Raw genomic sequence first — 15988 nt, forward strand, 5'->3', positions numbered from 1 at the left:
AGGAGCACATCTAACATGATGTACTCCCCTTGTTCTGGCTATAACGTTACTTTCTCCGCTTTTAGTTTTTCAATTTCCACCAACAATTCTTCATCATCGACAAGATTTTGGAAGGCCGGTTCATATGATACGTTTCCAGCTTGTACTTTTGCCTCCATTAATAGGATTTGTTCTTCTGCCCGCGCTACGCCTCTGGCAATCGTGTCAGTTTGGAAGGAAACAGTTGCTTTTTGAATTTCCTGCATCGATTGGGCAACGTTCGCACGTGAAGCTAAAAGGACTTTCTTTTGCAGTAGCTCATGGTACGTATCTTTGAGCCCATTTAACTTTTCAGTCAGCGTTTGCGTTTGCTCTTTTAAAGTTTCATATTGTGCCTCATAAAGCTTTAGTTGTTTTTCATGGGTTAACTTTTCCTGTACGGCTAATTTAGCCATGGCCTCGTCGCCTTTTTCAATGGCTAGCTTTGCTTGACGGGTTCTTTTATCAATTAATTCTGTCGTATTTAAAATAAGGGCAGCTTGCTTTTTCTCGGTAAAAATTTGTCTTGCTAATGCTTGTTGGCCTTTATCAATTTCTTGTTCCATTTCCCGTGAATATTCATTCAGCATCGCTATCGGATTTTCCAGTCCATCCAATACTCCATTCAGCTCTGCTTTTGTAATCCTTTTTAGTCGTTTAAAAATTCCCATCTTTTTCATTCTCCTTTTTATTTTTTAAAGATTTTTCCCATTGATCTAAAATATTTCCATTCATCGTACTTACAGGTGTATATGAACTTACGAAAGGTGTATCAATCAATTGCTGCATTGAAGAAGATTTTGTCTTTCTTCTTAGCCATCTCAACACGAGAATCACAATGGCTGCGGCAATGATTAGGAATAACAAAACTCCAAAAATATGAAAGTCTCCTCCATGATGGTGGCCATACATAAATTCATGCCGCCCAAAACTACTTTGGCGGCCCATCATTCCACCTTGAGATCCCATCATTCCACCTGAGCGGAATCCATTAGGTCCAACCGAAAATTGGCGACGTGGTTCAAATAGATGTCGGACAATATTGATTCCAACGAGGATAAAAGCTACGATTGCTCCCCAGAAAATTCCTTTCTTTACTCTAGCACTCAACCATGTTTCCTCCTTTCATTCTTGATGATTAGAAGTTTAATAGAGAATGGTGAAAACTTGGTGAAAGGATACGTCTTGATTTTGAAAAAGAATACTATTTTCAGTTTAGAAAATTTAGGATAAAATGACTCAGAGGTGGAAAGTGTGAAGTATCGTTGGATATGGTGGGTTTTGGTTATCTTATGGTGTATACAAATATTCTATTTTACCGCCCTGCCAGTTTATAATGATGAACATACAAGAGGATTTTTGGAAAAGCTACTGACTCCTGTTTTTCCAAAGGACTCATTTGTTATAACTGTGATTGATTATCTGATTCGAAAAGGGGCCCACATTACCGTTTTCGGTATACTTGCGGTTTTATTCAAAACAGCACTAAATCGGAAATGGCGCAAGGAGTATTTGTTCGCCTGGCTATTTACAGCTTTTTATGCTGGCACGGATGAATGGCACCAATCTTTTGTACCTGGCCGAACATCTTCTATTTATGATGTCATGATTGATTCAGCTGGGGCATTTATCTTTTTATTTTGTTTATTTTTATGGAAAAAAACTAAGCGAAGATTTCACTAATCAACCTGTTTAACCCAATTATTATTACTACACGAAAAGACCAGTCCCTTCCGGAACTGGTCTTATGTATTCATATAGCAATTCCTTTAATCCCTAACTAGATAGATGTTTTCCTTTTTAACAGAGTTGTGCTCCTGTTTGTTTTTATATTTTCTTTCATAATTAACAAACATCGAAACATTTACGAGTATTCCCATCGCAATGGCCAATTGTATGAGTGATGAACCCCCATAGCTGACAAATGGAAGCGGGACACCTGCAAGCGCAATAAGACCGGAAACCCCAGCAAGATTGATAAAAGCCTGAATCCCAATCATGCTTGAAATCCCTATCGCTAGTAAACTGCCAAATGGATCCCTGCATTTCATAGCCGTATAGAAGCCTCGTAAAACTATATAGGATAATAGAAGAATCACAAAGCCTACACCCCATATACCCAGTTCCTCACCTATGACAGCCATAATAAAGTCTGTATGGGATTCCGGCAAATATCCGAGCTTTTCGACCCCTTGCCCTAACCCTAAACCATTAATACCACCCGAACCCAGCGCCAGGAATGAATTGACAAGGTGATATCCTGTTGTTTGCTGGTATTTAAACGGATCACTTAAAACGGAAAATCGACTCATTCGGTATGGTGCAAAAATTTTATTATGAAACACAAGGACAACAGGGATGGACACAATCGCAGCAAAAAGAACCAGCTTCCCAATATTTTTAAAACTCATGCCGGAAGAAATAATCATTGCTGCTGCAAACAACAGAATAATTTCAACAGTACCGAAGTCTGGCTGGCTGGCAATCAACATACAAACAAGTCCTAAATAAATTAAAGGCGGAACAATTCCTTTATTAAATTCATTAATATAATGTTGTTTTTTGGCATAGATAGCAGACAGATAAATGATTACACAAAGCTTGATGAACTCAGATGGTTCTATGCTTAAAGGACCAATCCGAATCCAGCTTTGGGCTCCGCCTGCAACGTGACCGAAAAGAGTGAGAATCATTAAAACACCTAATGATGAAAAAACCATTGTCATGAGGAATCGGGTATTTGTAAGGATTTTATATGGAAATAAAGCAGTTACCACAAAGAGAATGGCAGCGATAATCAAAAATAATTTCTGTTTTTGATAAAAATAATCACTTGAAACACCATATCTTTGGACTGCTGTCACCATGCTTGCACTATAAACCATTATTAAACCAAAAAGTGATAATAGCACAACAGCAATTACTAAAGAATAATCATATGATCTTAGCATTTTCTTAAACATCTTCTCGCCACCTTTCCACACATTTTTAATTTTGATTTCTCGACAGATTAAAATACTGATAACACAACCAGGATTAACGATAAAATCACAAGGATAACAATGGTAGCCCATCCGATGATATTATTGAACAATTTATTGGTATGTTTTCCCATGACCTCAGGATTGTTTACCAAAATCATCATACAGATCAGAATGACTGGTAACAGAATTCCATTTATTCGCTGCGACCACAAAGTGATTTCTATTAATGGGGCATTTGGAATTAAGATAATACCTGCAGAAATAATCAATATCACCGTGTATAGCCAGTAAAACTGCGGAGCTTCCTTCCACTTTTTTTCAATTCCCGCTTCGAAACCAAAAGCTTCACAAACATAAAAAGCTGTAGCAACCGGAAGAATGGTTGCTGAAAAAATAGAAGCTACGAAGAGGCCAAAGGCAAATACCTGTGAAGCCAAGGCCCCGGCAAAAGGCTTTAGGGCAAGGGCTGCATCTTTAGCATCGGTAATTTGCGTGCCGTGTCCATTGACAAATAAAGTCGACCCACAAGCAACGATAATAAAAAAGGCAACGACAATTGTGGCCACACAGCCCACAATGATATCAATTATTGTGTATTTATAATCCTCCACTTTCAATCCTTTTTCAATTACGGAAGATTGCATATAAAACTGCATCCAAGGAGCAATGGTTGTACCAATAAGGCCAATGACGGTTGATACATAATTAAAATTCATTTCAACCTTTGGGTGGATCATCGCAGCGCCGATATCCGTCCAATCCGGCTTTCCCATTAAAGCTGAAACAATGTAAGACAATAAGGCCACGCTAAAAATTAAAAAGATTTTTTCCGCAAAGCGGTACGTCCCCTTTACAACCAGGATCCAAACTGCCAATGCAGAAAGCGGAACAGCAATGATTTTATGTACATGAAAAATCTGCATACTGCCCGCTACCCCAGCAAATTCCGTCATTGTATTGCTGATATCTGCCAGAAGCAAACCAAGGAAAATGAAAAAGGTCACCTTTACCCCGGCATTTTCTCGAATAAGGTCTGCCAGTCCTTTCCCTGTTACAACCCCCATTCGAGCATTCATTTCTTGAATAATTAACAGTACGATAAAAGCAGGGATCAATGTCCATAAAAGATTATACCCATATAAGGCACCAGCAACGGAATAAGTCGTGATTCCTCCGGCATCGTTGTCCACACTTCCGGTAATCACTCCTGGGCCGACAAGTGAAAAGAATATAAGCATTTTTTTCCACAAAGTGGGCTTTTTCGTTACATTCGCAATCATAGTCCCATCCTTTCTATCGCCTTCTTCTTCTTGCCTTCAGCAAATTGTGCACAACGTCATTAATATGAACCATCCCAATGAGAGTCATGTCATCATCAACCACCGGCACACCCAGCAGATTATATTTTTCAATGATTTCATTTAAGTCTTCAATCTTTTCATCATCTCTTACATAGATGAGGTCTCGATTTATTATTTGATTAAGTTTTACCTTCGGGTCAGCTAAGACCAAATCACCCAATGAAAAATGGGAGATAAGATGGTCGTGTTCATCGATAATAAATAGATTATTAACGTATTCTGGGTCAGGCTTCAGTCTGCGAAGTTCCTCCATTGCATCGTTAACTGTTATATCTTCAGGAAAGGATATAAATTCAGTAGTCATTAGGCTTCCAACCGATTTTTCCGGATAGCCCATAAGTTCACGGACCTCGAGAGAAGAATCCTGATCCATCCTGCTGAGGATTTCATTGGCTTGTTCATCATCCATTTCCTCCAAAATATCTGCAACTTCGTCTGTAGGCATTTTTCCCAACATACCAGCAGCATCATCAGCTGAAAGATTTTCGATGACATTCAGCTGGGCCTCGATCACCAATTCTTCCAGGACATCTGCTGCTTTCTCAGTCTCCAAGGCCGAAAAGACAGCAAGCTGGCTCGTTCTATCTAAATCCTCAAGAATATCTGCTAAGTCGGAGGGGTGGAGAGTATCAAGCTTCATATAGGATTTTGAAAGTTTAATCCCCTGGCGAAATAAGTCTATCGTTTCTACTTCTTCCCAAAGCAGAAATCTACTTGGTATATTAACTCCCAAAGGTTTTAGCGTATGCTTCAGTGGCTTAGCCACCCCAAGTCTACGCAGAAGTCCCTCGAAGCCAATATCAACCGCGAGTAAATAGATCCCATTGGACAAAACGGCAAGCCTTAAATCGTTTACCCGGACTACTTTTCTTCCGTCCATATCAACAATTTGTTTATCAAGAATATGTTTGACAAGAAATAAAGTGTTTTCAGATGGAATTTCTTTTTCGATCAAACTTTTACATCGAATTGAATATTGGTTATTCTTTTTTGTAATCAAAAACGAGGAAAAATCTACAATCATCTTTTTATTCCCCATCTTGATTTTTGCCGCAATGACGAGGGGCCGGACAGCTGTCACATCAACCACTAGATCCAGTAGTTTTCCTTCAAGTTGATTTTGCCCATTCAAGACTTTATTCCCTAGGATACGGCTTAAATAAAATGTTTGGACAGCTGGCACAGCACGCCCCCCTTGTCTAATCTCAAAATGATATTTTCTTATGTGAATGATCCATAATTATTTTTAAACAAATAATTTAACACAGCCTAATAACAATAAGAAACGTATTATTAATATTCGAATTCTACGACCAATTATTTTTTTCGTCAATTCTTTTATCGAAAAATAGTGAAATTATTTCAACTAATTATGCAATTGTTTTATTTTCCTAAAATACACCATATGCTATACTATTGTAGGGTGATTATACATGACTGAGATTATACACGACTTCGGAGAATGCTTACGCTTTCTTTTACATAAAAAAGGCATAAGCGCTGAAGGGCTAGTTAAACAAATGAATCAAACCGAAGTGGTAAAAACAAATAAACCCGCGATTTCACGAGTCATAAACGGCAAAAGAGAAGCAACAGTCGAGGAAATTCACATCATCGCAAATATACTTGATAGTCCACTATTATTAGAAGCGTTTAATTTATATAAAGGGTATAAAGATTCCAACGACGAAACAATACTGCTCGCTTTTTACGAAGTTCAAGACCGCATCCACAGCATCGATGAAAACCCTAAAGAAGAGCGCCCCCTTATCAATTACGCCGTCTTATATCAATTCGTTAAGAGCCTTTACAAACAATGTTTGAGCTATGATGTCTCATCACAGCTTAAGGATGGTTTTTTATTAAAACTTTATCATGTAAGTGGGTTTCCCGTCATGATCCAACAGTTGCGGGCAATGTATTTATGTTTTTTTCATTCTTCAAATCTATCAAAATCAGATCGTGCCTGGCTCGCAGCAGCTTTGCTATACTTTATCAACCCAATCGACTTCATTCCAGATTTTATCGTCGGCGGAGGTTATACAGACGATGCAATCGTGACCGGTTTTATCTTTTTAAAGCTATCCAAAATATTACTTTCCTATATAAACAAAAATCCAGACTTCATTCCTGTTAGTACCGAAAACATTGAGCCGAACATCTAGAATGGAATTATTTCAACGAAATATGAAATTATTTCGTCAAAAAAAGGGAGGTGATCAGCCTCCCTTTGAATAATTAACCAATTGGTAATACTTTAATTAATTTAAAGCACGTTTTCTTAAAATGAATCCTGCTGCTATCATTAATAGAGATAAAAGTAATAGAACCGTAGAATCCACTGCAGAACCAGTATTAGGCAATGTGTATCCTGCCTTCAATTGCGTATTGTTGCTACTGTCCGCTTTTGTATTTAGGAAAAATAGAACAGAAAAATAGAACCATTTATATTCAAAAAAATAACCTTAACTTTTAAAAGTTTAAGGTTATATGAGTGTCGAGAAACATATTTGTAAGAAGATGCTCAGCCTTCGGACACTGTCACACTTTTTGGCTGTACTTTGTCCGAAGTTACCTCTACTTCGGACATTGGCACAATTTTTGGGCGGTACCTTGTCCGAAGTAGAATTTGCATCTTAGCCATTTTAGAGATTATGAATCTGCCAGTCTATTTCTTTGCGGCCAATTTTTCGTAAAAAGGCATTGGCACGCGAAAATGGTTTACTCCCAAAGAAGCCTCGGTTCGCCGAAAACGGACTTGGATGGGGCGACTTGATGATGAAATGCTGCGATGAAGTGATCAATTGCTGTTTTTGCTGGGCGAAAGCTCCCCATAAGATAAAAACAACTGGTGTTTCCCGCTTATTTAATGTTTCAATGACCTTGTCCGTGAACATTTCCCATCCAAGGCCTTTATGCGAATTGGGAGTTCCTGCTCGGACAGTTAATACCGCGTTTAACATTAATACTCCCTGTTTTGCCCATTCAACCAAATAGCCATGGGTTGGAATATAACATCCCAAATCATCCTGCAATTCTTTGTAGATATTTCTCAAGGATGGTGGAATGACTACCCCTGGCTTCACTGAAAAACTTAATCCATGGGCCTGTCCAGGACCATGGTACGGGTCTTGACCGATGATTACAACATTTGTGTCTTCATATGGCGTATAATGCAATGCATTGTAAATATCGTACTGATCGGGATAAATGGTGCTCGCTTGGTACTCGTTATAAAGGGATTTTCTCAACTGTTGATAATAGGATTTCGCAAACTCCGTTTCCAGTAAAGGTGCCCAATCATTTTTTAAAATGGTCATAATCGCTCCACACTCGATTCTTTAAATTCCTATATCTATTATAAATGACAAAAGAGTTAATATGTTTTTGGAGAATTTTCAAAACTTTTCAGATTACTGCCGTTCATATTTAGATTAAAATAAAAACTAATTACCTTATTGAAAGAGTGAACGCCTTGGAATCTAGCAAACTTAATAATCGAATACCACTTTTTTGTTTTGTGACACTTGTTTTTTGGTTTTCTATGTATACTTGTGTTCCCATTTTAACAGCCTACTTAAAAGACCTGGGCGCATCCAATCGAATGGCCGGACTGATTGTAGGGATGTACGGTTTAAGCCAAATGCTGCTGCGAATACCGGTTGGAGTTCTTTCCGACAAATTTCATAAACGAAAAGTGTTCATTCTCTTTGGACTGATTTTTTCCATCTTGTCAGGGGCTGGGATTCTCATCAGTCAAAATGTTACTTGGATCTTAGTTCTTCGTGCATTGGCAGGAGCAGCTGCAGCAACCTGGGTTGATTTTACGATCCTGTTTACTAGTTATTTTTTAAAGGAAGAAACGAGCAAAGCAATTGGAACGATCTCATTCTATAATATGACCGGCCAAATGCTTGGGATTTTGTGCGGTGGATGGTTTGCGGATCAATTTAGCTGGCAATCCTCCTTTTTAATAGGTGCAGTTGTTGGTGGTGCAGGTTTATTAGTAGGGTTCTTTATCGTGGAGCGTTTTGATGAAAAAGCACAAAGCATTACCACCAAAGCTGTTTTACAGGTTGCCAGCGACAAGGTCCTTTTAACGGTATCGTTTCTAGCGATCCTGTCCCAGCTATTAACCTTTGCGACCGTTTTTGGATTCACGCCTGTTTTTGCCCAATCATTAGGGGCTACTAAATTTGATATGGGGCTGTTGACCTTTTTTTCTACCTGTCCTTCGGCGATTGCCGCCTGGGTTGGCGGGGGCTACTTAACTTATAAATTTGGTGAAAAAAAAGTAGTGATTACAGGGTTCGTTTTGACGGGCATTTTTACCCTCTCGATTCCTTTTACCAGCAGTATCTGGATGTTAATTTTAACACAAGCCCTGGCAGGTATTGGTAGAGGGATTGTTAATCCGATTTTAATGTCCTTGAGTATCAAGGATGTTGATCCGGGAAAAAGATCTACTGCGATGGGATTTTACCAAGCTATTTACGGATTGGGAATGTTCGTTGGTCCTTTAATGATGGGGATCCTCGGGGATTGGTTGACATTGAAGCAAGGATTTATCCTGATTGGTCTTGTCGGCTGTATTACGGCTGGTTTATCTCAGATCATGATCAAGGAAGCAAAAGTTTCAAATAAAATGACAGCATAAAATCTTCTAATTGCTTTCAGAGTCATCGGTACGCCTTCTCTTCTCGATGCCCTTGAGAGCTTTTTTTCTGCTTTCTTGGGAATCGACAATCATTCTCAATGACCTTGAGAGTTCTTTTTCCACCTTCTTGGGCATCGATGGGCCCTCTCGATGACCTTGGGAGCAACTTTTTTCTCACCACGGGCACTGACGGGCCTTCTCGATTACCTTGGGAGCTTTTTTTCTGCCTACATGGGCATTGACAACCATTCTCGATGACCTTGAGAGCAATTTTTCGGCCTTCTCGGGCACTGATGGGCAGATGGACCCTCTCAATGACTTTGAGAGGTCACTTTCCCCCATTTTGGGCACCAACGAGCCTTCTCGAAAAAAATACCCCGATCCACAAAAGAACGGGGAATGTTTATTTGATCTGATATAATTTGCATTTTTCATAAAAGCTTGTTTTGCCTACTTCCAGAATTTTCGCAGCCTCCAATTTATTGCCATTGGCAACTGCTAGAGCATTTAAGATTGCCTGCTTTTCAACTGTAGCTACTATTTCTTTTAACGGTTTAGGAGTCAATGGAATGATGGCCGCTAAGTGATTTGTTTGAGTGTTGGTGTCATTGTGCTGATTATGATTAGTTTCTGCTGCTGGTTCTTGTAAATAAAGCGGAAGGTGGATTAACTCTATCTTGTTACCATTTAAGACATTGATCGCTCGTTCCAGCACATTTTCCAGTTCACGAATATTTCCCAGCCATTTATGCCGCTGAAGCCTTTCGATGACTCGTGAAGATAGCTGGATGCCTTTGCGGTAAAATTTCTTTTCCAGCTTCTCGAGTAATTTAATAGAAAGCAATTCGATATCATCCTTGCGTTCCCTAAGCGGCGGGATCTCAATTTTCACCACATTTAAACGGTAATATAAATCCTGACGGAACGTACCTTCATCAACCATTTTCTCTAAATTGCGGTGGGTGGCTGAAATAATCCGCACATCCACTGGGATCGATTTATGGCCGCCGATTCGATGGATTTCTTTTTCCTGCAGAGCACGTAATAGTTTGCTTTGCATCGAAAGCGGCATATCGCCAATTTCATCAAGAAACAGGGTTCCATTATGGGCAAGCTGGAACAAACCCTTTTTTCCGCCTTTTTTAGCTCCGGTAAAAGCGCCATCCTCATAGCCGAATAACTCCGATTCCAATAGGTGTTCTGGAATGGATGCACAGTTTATCGGGACAAATGGGTGTGATGCCCGCAGGCTGCTGTTGTGGATCGCGTGGGCAAACAGTTCTTTGCCCGTTCCCGATTCACCTTTTATGAAAACAGACGACTGACTTCCTGATATACGTTCTGCTAATTTTTTTACCGTCAGGAACGATGGACTCACCCCAATTAAATCATCGAAACGATATTTGCTTTTCATTTCCTTTTCAGCTTTTGCTTTATAAAAGTTAAGCTCTTCGGCGAGATGTTCAATTTTATTTTTATAAAGCCTTAGTTCATCTGGATTTCGAAAAATGACTGTCCCTAATGCACCAACCAGTTCACCGTTCACAATCAGAGGATAGCGGTTTGCAATCATTTCCGTTCCATGGATTGGCTGAAGCGCGGCCAGCTCTTTCTGGCCTGTTTTGGCGACAATATGCATGCGGGTATTTTCGATTACATCTTGGACAGGTTTCCCTAAAGCGCTTTCAACTGTTGTTCCTATAAAATCACAATAAGCTGAATTGATATAGCAAATAATCCCCTCACGATTCACCACTACAATACGTTCAGCTGATAGATTAATAATTTCCTCAAGCCAATTATTCGGGATTTCTACCATACCTAAGTTCATGAACATATCACCCCCCATACGTATAAGTTTATTATAGCAAAAAAAAGGTTGCTTTTTTAAGATAAAAAAAACTGCCAAATGGCAGCATACCAAAACATGGATAAATTATCAAAAAAAATAACCCTATTCGATTTAACCATCGAATAGGGTCTTATTGGAAAATTATTGAGCTGTATAACCGCCATCTAAAATAACGGCCTGGCCTGTGATTCCTTTTCCTTTATCACTGGCCAAGAAAACAGCATAATCAGCAATCTCTGTAACAGATAATAAACGTCTTTGTGGAACAAGCGGGAACAATACTTCCTCAATGACATTCTCAAGCGGGACATTCCTCGTTGCCGCTAAATCTTTCATTTGACCTCTTACAAGCGGTGTATCAACATAGCCCGGACATAATGCATTGACGGTAATTCCATGGGCAGCGCCTTCCAATGCTGCAACCTTTGTTAACCCAATAACCCCATGCTTAGCGCTGTTGTACGCAGCTTTACCCGCAAAACCAATGACACCATTAATGGAAGCCATATTGATCACTCTGCCAAAACCTTGCTCTTTCATTTTTGGAAATACATTTTTGATTCCAATAAAAGAACCTGTCAGCATAATTTTTACCAATAACTCAAACTTTTCAGTAGGGAATTCCTCAATTGGTGCAACATATTGAAGCCCGGCATTGTTGACTAAAATATCAATCGTTCCAAATTTCTCATACACAGCATCAAGGGCAGTTTTAAATCTTTGCTCATTTGTCACATCACATGGTGCCGAGAATGCTTCGAATCCCTGCTCTGTTAATTCATTGGCTACTAAGTCGCATTTTTCTGCATTCATGTCAGAAATGACAACATTTGCGCCCTCATTTGCAAAGGTTTTGGCAATCTCCAAGCCAATACCACTGGCAGAGCCCGTAATAAAGGCAGTTTTTCCTTCAAGCAATTTTGTCGTATAAACCGATTTTTTTTCTTCAGCCTTATCCATTTATAACTCCCTCCCTTTCTTAAACAATACCAAAAATTGTATAGACCCCAATAACAATAAACACTGCAACTGTTTTAATCAGAGTAATAGCGAAAATATCACGATAAGATTGTTTGTGGGTTAGTCCAGTAACAGCAAGCAGCGTAATTACAGCTCCGTTGTGCGGAAGAGTATCCATACCGCCTGAGGCCATTGCCACAACACGGTGCATAACTTCTGGAGGAATATTGGCTGCGGCAATCGCTTGGTTGTACTTATCTGCCATCGCACTTAACGCAATCCCCATTCCGCCTGAGGCAGACCCAGTTACACCGGCTAAGGTACTAGTTGTAACAGCTCCGTTTACAAGCGGATTAGAAAAAGTACCAGAAATTCCGCCGCTGATCTTTGCAAAACCTGGAAGTGAAGAAATAATTCCGCCAAAACCATATTCAGATCCGGTGTTCATCACAGCAAGCAATGCTCCGGCAATACTCAGATTAAGCCCGGTTTTTAAATCAACGGTTACTTTTCTCATATCAAATAATAGTGCTGTAGCGATCCCAACAAGCAACGATATGGTGACAGCCCAGATAGCAGCATTGGCAGCAACATCCACTGTATACGCTTTCAGGCCAAGAGATGCAAAATCAAAACCATTTGGATACCATTTTGGAATGGCAGTAACTAAGATTTTATTCATCACCGCTACAAGCAAGAGCGGAACAAAAGCAAAGATTTGTCTTAAGACAGGCTGGCTGGTTGTTAAATCAGCAACAGGCTCAACCGCTTCTTCAAGTGCAGCAGCCGTTTCCTCTTTAAATCCGTAGTAGCCTTCGCCTGCTTTTTGCGCTTTTTTCCTTCTCAACTCAAGGTACGTTAACCCTAGCACAATGACAACGATCGCACCGATGATTCCCAGTGTTGGCGCAGCATAAATATTGGTTTTAAAGAAGGTAATCGGAATAACGTTTTGAATTTGCGGTGTCCCTGGCAATGCATCCATTGTAAAGGTAAATGAACCTAGTGCGATCGTGCCCGGAATTAAACGTTTTGGAATATTTGCTTCTCTGAACATTTGTGCGGCGAAAGGATAAATAGCAAAAACGGCTACGAATAAACTTACCCCGCTATACGTTAAAATTGCTCCGAGGATCACGATTGTTAACATCGCACGTTTGGCGCCAATTAAACGGACAATCGTCTTGGCAATCGACTCTGCAATCCCTGACATTTCAATCACCTTACCGAAGATTGCTCCCAGTAAAAAGACAGGAAAATAAGATTTAATAAATCCAACCATTTTTTCCATGAACACGCCGGAATAAAACGGCAAAACATGGGCTGGTGCGATTAGTAATACAGCTAAAAGGGCACAAATCGGTGCAAAAAGGATAACCGAATAACCGCGGTAGGCAACAAACATTAAAAGTCCGAGCGCCAGCAATATAACAAATATCTCCATATACATCCCCCTAATCTTTTTCTCTCTTTTTTCTGAAACCCCTCTAAATAATCAATTGTGCAGATCCCCCAATAAATTCTTGAGTTTGAATTGATTTGGCCACTTTTACATGGTATTTCGCAAAATTTGCATTTATTCCGTAAAAAACGAATGAATATTTCACCAAACAAAGCTTTTGGTATCAAAATCTTAATCTAGTTTTTTTCCATTTCCACAATAGTAGCAATCCCCTGGCCGCCGCCAATACATAGGGCTGCTAAGCCATATCGGGAATTGCGCCGTTTCATTTCATACAACAATGTGACGAGAATCCGCGCTCCACTGGCACCAATCGGATGGCCTAATGCAATCGCCCCACCGTTAACATTTAATTTTTCTCTAGGAATCTCTAATTCACGGCCAACTGCCAATGATTGGGCCGCAAAAGCTTCGTTTGCTTCGACAAGATCGATATCGTCAATCGTCAGGCCCATTTTGCCCAAGGCTTTTTTGGCTGCAGGCACAGGACCGATTCCCATAATTTTCGGATCTACCCCTGCTGTACCATTACTTCGGATCACAGCCATATGCAAAATCCCAAGTCCCTCTGCTTTGTCCCTGCTCATCAGGACAAATGCAGCTGCACCATCATTGATCCCGGAAGCATTCCCTGCTGTAACCGTTCCATCCTTCTTAAAGGCAGGCTTAAGCTTTGCCAGCTGTTCCGCCGTTACACCAGCCCTTGGGAATTCATCTCTTGCAAAAATAATCGGGTCCCCTTTACGCTTTGGTATTTTGACAGGAACAATTTCTTCTTTAAACCTTCCCTCGGTAATAGCCTTTTCAGTTTTCTGCTGACTCCAGGCGGCAAACTCATCTTGTTCTTCCCTTGTTAATCCATATTGCTCAGCCACATTTTCCGCTGTTATTCCCATATGATAATGATAAAAAGCATCATGCAGACCGTCTTGAAGCAAGCTATCCAAGATTTTTCCATCGCCCATACGGTAACCCGTACGCCCCTGTGTCAACAGATATGGAGCCATGCTCATATTTTCCATGCCACCTGCGACCACAATCTCCGCTTCGCCTGTCTGGATCGCTTGTGCCGCCAGATGAACGGCCTTGAGACCGGAACCGCATAATTTGTTAATCGCCATCGAGGTGACTTCAATTGGCAAGCCTGCTTTGATTGCAGCCTGGCGGGCAGGCCCCTGGCCGCCGCCTGCTTGAAGGACGTTCCCCATGATCACTTCATCTACTTGCTCGGGATGGATACCTGCTCGCTTTACTGCTTCCTTAATGACAATGGCTCCCAGCTCTATTGCCGGTGTATCTTTAAGAGCTCCCATAAAGCTCCCAATTGGTGTTCGAACAGCACTGACAATCACAACATCACGCATTCATTTTTCCTCCTAAAATTGTTGGACTTACGATAAACGAAGCCTCCGTTTTTGCTTTAACCGTTTCCAGGTCAACTCCTTCTTGAAGCTCCTCAAGAACCAATCCATCCTCCGTTACTCGGAATACCGCCAGTTCGGTAACGATCAGGTCAACAACTTCACTCCCGGTTAAAGGCAGGCGGCACTTTTCAAGGATTTTTGCTGAACCGTTTTTGGCTGTATGTTCCATCGCCACAATGACTTTTTTAGCTCCTGTTACCAGGTCCATAGCGCCGCCCATTCCCGGCACCATTTTTCCCGGCACCATCCAGTTGGCAAGATTACCTGCAGCATCGACCTCCAAACCGCCTAATACCGTAACATCAACATGTCCACCGCGAATCAATTCAAACGAGAACAAGCTGTCAAAAAAAGCACCTCCGGAAATAATGCCTGCAGGCTGGCCGCCGGCGTTCACCAAATCCGGGTCAATCTCTCCCTCTAGTGGCTTGAGCCCAACGTAACCGTTTTCAGATTGAAGAATGACATTAACACCTTTAGGCAGATAATTAGGCACCATTGTTGGAAGGCCGATCCCTAAATTGACAACATCTCCATCTTTCATCTCTTTTGCAACCCGTGCTGCGATGATCTGTTTTGGACTTAATAGCGTACCCATCATGACGAACAGCCTCCTTGCACAAAAATTTTATCCACCAGGATGCCTGGAGTCATTACTTCATCCGGATCAATATCGCCTATTTCAACCAATTCCTCTACCTGCACAATGACAAGGTCAGCAGCCAAAGCCATTAGCGGATTAAAATTGCGGGCTGAACGGTTATAAATCAGGTTTCCTGCTTTATCTGCTTTGTGTGCCTTTAAAAGGGCAACTTCGGCACGAAGCGGTTTTTCAAGCAAATACTCACGTCCATCCACCATCATCTTGACTTTGCCTTCTTCCACAACGGTTCCAACTCCAGTCGGTGTCAATACGCCGCCAAGTCCTGAACCCCGGCGCGGACACGCTCAGCAAGAGTCCCTTGGGGAACAAGCTCTACATCCATCTCCCCGGCAATCATTTGCCTGCCTGTTTCCGGGTTTGTCCCTATATGGGAAGCAATTACTTTTTTTACCTTGCGGGAGACGATTAATGGACCAACCCCTGTTTCTGTAAAAGCGGTATCATTTGCGATCAGCGTAATATCCTTAACATCTGCTGCAAGCATCGCCGCAATAAGTCCTTGCGGGGTACCAACTCCCATAAACCCGCCGACCATAACCGACATGCCATCTTTAAAAAGTGCGCCAATTTCTTCTGCTGAAATAACCTTACTCACTAAAAAGCACC

At 40.9% G+C, this 15988-nt stretch carries 15 protein-coding genes and 1 pseudogene; 3 read left to right on the forward strand and 13 right to left on the reverse strand.

Going from position 1 to position 15988, the window contains the following annotated elements:
* Positions 1 to 38: 38 nt before the first annotated feature.
* Both RCG17_RS09730 and RCG17_RS09735 read right to left on the reverse strand, forming a co-directional pair.
* Entirely contained in the window at positions 39 to 689 is a 651-nt protein-coding gene (locus tag RCG17_RS09730; RefSeq protein WP_308174974.1) for a PspA/IM30 family protein, read from the reverse strand.
* A complete protein-coding gene (locus tag RCG17_RS09735; RefSeq protein ID WP_308174975.1) occupies positions 676 to 1128 on the reverse strand; it encodes a hypothetical protein in 453 nt (150 codons plus the stop codon). Before RCG17_RS09735 ends, RCG17_RS09730 begins: the two co-directional genes overlap by 14 nt.
* Positions 1129 to 1272: 144 nt before the next feature.
* Here RCG17_RS09735 and RCG17_RS09740 point away from each other — a divergent pair, with 144 nt between their 5' ends.
* Positions 1273 to 1701 (forward strand): VanZ family protein, encoded by a 429-nt coding sequence (locus RCG17_RS09740; protein ID WP_308174976.1) that lies wholly within the window; start codon positions 1273 to 1275, stop codon positions 1699 to 1701.
* A gap of 86 nt (positions 1702 to 1787) precedes the next feature.
* Here the strand turns inward: RCG17_RS09740 and RCG17_RS09745 are convergent, their stop codons facing one another.
* From RCG17_RS09745 to RCG17_RS09755, 3 genes are read right to left on the reverse strand one after another with little or no spacing between them, the layout of a single operon-like run.
* Positions 1788 to 2981, reverse strand: a complete 1194-nt coding sequence (locus RCG17_RS09745) for an FtsW/RodA/SpoVE family cell cycle protein (protein WP_308174977.1) — start codon at positions 2979 to 2981, stop codon at positions 1788 to 1790.
* A gap of 47 nt (positions 2982 to 3028) precedes the next feature.
* The gene (locus RCG17_RS09750; protein WP_308174978.1) at positions 3029 to 4282 is read right to left on the reverse strand and encodes an Nramp family divalent metal transporter; all 1254 of its coding nucleotides are present in this window, start codon (positions 4280 to 4282) and stop codon (positions 3029 to 3031) included.
* 13 nt (positions 4283 to 4295) lie between these two features.
* Positions 4296 to 5546, reverse strand: coding sequence for a magnesium transporter (locus RCG17_RS09755; protein ID WP_308174979.1), 1251 nt, complete (start codon positions 5544 to 5546; stop codon positions 4296 to 4298).
* A gap of 250 nt (positions 5547 to 5796) precedes the next feature.
* Here RCG17_RS09755 and RCG17_RS09760 point away from each other — a divergent pair, with 250 nt between their 5' ends.
* The gene (locus RCG17_RS09760; RefSeq protein ID WP_308174980.1) at positions 5797 to 6528 is read left to right on the forward strand and encodes a DUF1232 domain-containing protein; all 732 of its coding nucleotides are present in this window, start codon (positions 5797 to 5799) and stop codon (positions 6526 to 6528) included.
* Between the two features lie 96 nt (positions 6529 to 6624).
* Here the strand turns inward: RCG17_RS09760 and RCG17_RS28300 are convergent, their stop codons facing one another.
* Both RCG17_RS28300 and RCG17_RS09765 read right to left on the reverse strand, forming a co-directional pair.
* On the reverse strand, positions 6625 to 6744 hold the full coding sequence (locus RCG17_RS28300; protein ID WP_374120912.1) for an LPXTG cell wall anchor domain-containing protein: 120 nt from the start codon (positions 6742 to 6744) through the stop codon (positions 6625 to 6627).
* 264 nt (positions 6745 to 7008) lie between these two features.
* On the reverse strand, positions 7009 to 7683 hold the full coding sequence (locus RCG17_RS09765) for a uracil-DNA glycosylase (protein WP_308174981.1): 675 nt from the start codon (positions 7681 to 7683) through the stop codon (positions 7009 to 7011).
* Positions 7684 to 7838: 155 nt separating this feature from the next.
* Between RCG17_RS09765 and RCG17_RS09770 the strand changes: the two genes are divergently transcribed.
* Complete coding sequence (locus RCG17_RS09770) at positions 7839 to 9020, forward strand: MFS transporter (RefSeq protein WP_308174982.1); 1182 nt, start codon at positions 7839 to 7841, stop codon at positions 9018 to 9020.
* 403 nt (positions 9021 to 9423) lie between these two features.
* On the opposite strand, the gene RCG17_RS09775 is transcribed toward RCG17_RS09770, so the two are convergent.
* The 6 genes and pseudogenes from RCG17_RS09775 to atoD all read right to left on the reverse strand — a co-directional run bounded on the left by RCG17_RS09775 (position 9424) and on the right by atoD (position 15926).
* A complete protein-coding gene (locus tag RCG17_RS09775; RefSeq protein ID WP_308174983.1) occupies positions 9424 to 10851 on the reverse strand; it encodes a sigma-54 interaction domain-containing protein in 1428 nt (475 codons plus the stop codon).
* A gap of 162 nt (positions 10852 to 11013) precedes the next feature.
* A complete protein-coding gene (locus tag RCG17_RS09780) occupies positions 11014 to 11832 on the reverse strand; it encodes a 3-hydroxybutyrate dehydrogenase (RefSeq protein ID WP_308174984.1) in 819 nt (272 codons plus the stop codon).
* A gap of 19 nt (positions 11833 to 11851) precedes the next feature.
* On the reverse strand, positions 11852 to 13276 hold the full coding sequence (locus tag RCG17_RS09785; RefSeq protein WP_308174985.1) for a GntP family permease: 1425 nt from the start codon (positions 13274 to 13276) through the stop codon (positions 11852 to 11854).
* A gap of 194 nt (positions 13277 to 13470) precedes the next feature.
* Entirely contained in the window at positions 13471 to 14658 is a 1188-nt protein-coding gene (locus tag RCG17_RS09790) for an acetyl-CoA C-acetyltransferase (protein ID WP_308174986.1), read from the reverse strand.
* Positions 14651 to 15319 carry a 3-oxoacid CoA-transferase subunit B gene (locus RCG17_RS09795; RefSeq protein ID WP_308174987.1) on the reverse strand — a complete coding sequence of 223 codons (669 nt, stop codon included), beginning with the start codon at positions 15317 to 15319 and terminating at the stop codon, positions 14651 to 14653. The genes RCG17_RS09790 and RCG17_RS09795 overlap by 8 nt, the downstream gene beginning before the upstream one ends.
* Positions 15316 to 15926, reverse strand: a pseudogene (atoD, locus tag RCG17_RS09800) (acetate CoA-transferase subunit alpha). The gene RCG17_RS09795 and the pseudogene atoD overlap by 4 nt, the downstream one beginning before the upstream one ends.
* Positions 15927 to 15988 lie beyond the last annotated feature (62 nt).

The organism is Neobacillus sp. PS3-12 (assembly GCF_030915385.1).
GTDB lineage: Bacteria > Bacillota > Bacilli > Bacillales > Cytobacillaceae > JAEVLT01.

What these genes read in the sequence shown, in the direction of transcription:
- RCG17_RS09730 (WP_308174974.1), bottom strand. Translation starts at nt 689, where the DNA reads ATGGGAATTTTTAAACGACTAAAAAGGATTACAAAAGCAGAGCTGAAT.
- RCG17_RS09745 (WP_308174977.1), bottom strand. Translation starts at nt 2,981, where the DNA reads ATGTTTAAGAAAATGCTAAGATCATATGATTATTCTTTAGTAATTGCT.
- RCG17_RS09750 (WP_308174978.1), bottom strand. Translation starts at nt 4,282, where the DNA reads ATGATTGCGAATGTAACGAAAAAGCCCACTTTGTGGAAAAAAATGCTT.
- RCG17_RS09760 (WP_308174980.1), top strand. Translation starts at nt 5,797, where the DNA reads ATGACTGAGATTATACACGACTTCGGAGAATGCTTACGCTTTCTTTTA.
- RCG17_RS09765 (WP_308174981.1), bottom strand. Translation starts at nt 7,683, where the DNA reads ATGACCATTTTAAAAAATGATTGGGCACCTTTACTGGAAACGGAGTTT.
- RCG17_RS09775 (WP_308174983.1), bottom strand. Translation starts at nt 10,851, where the DNA reads ATGAACTTAGGTATGGTAGAAATCCCGAATAATTGGCTTGAGGAAATT.
- RCG17_RS09780 (WP_308174984.1), bottom strand. Translation starts at nt 11,832, where the DNA reads ATGGATAAGGCTGAAGAAAAAAAATCGGTTTATACGACAAAATTGCTT.
- RCG17_RS09785 (WP_308174985.1), bottom strand. Translation starts at nt 13,276, where the DNA reads ATGGAGATATTTGTTATATTGCTGGCGCTCGGACTTTTAATGTTTGTT.
- RCG17_RS09790 (WP_308174986.1), bottom strand. Translation starts at nt 14,658, where the DNA reads ATGCGTGATGTTGTGATTGTCAGTGCTGTTCGAACACCAATTGGGAGC.
- RCG17_RS09795 (WP_308174987.1), bottom strand. Translation starts at nt 15,319, where the DNA reads ATGATGGGTACGCTATTAAGTCCAAAACAGATCATCGCAGCACGGGTT.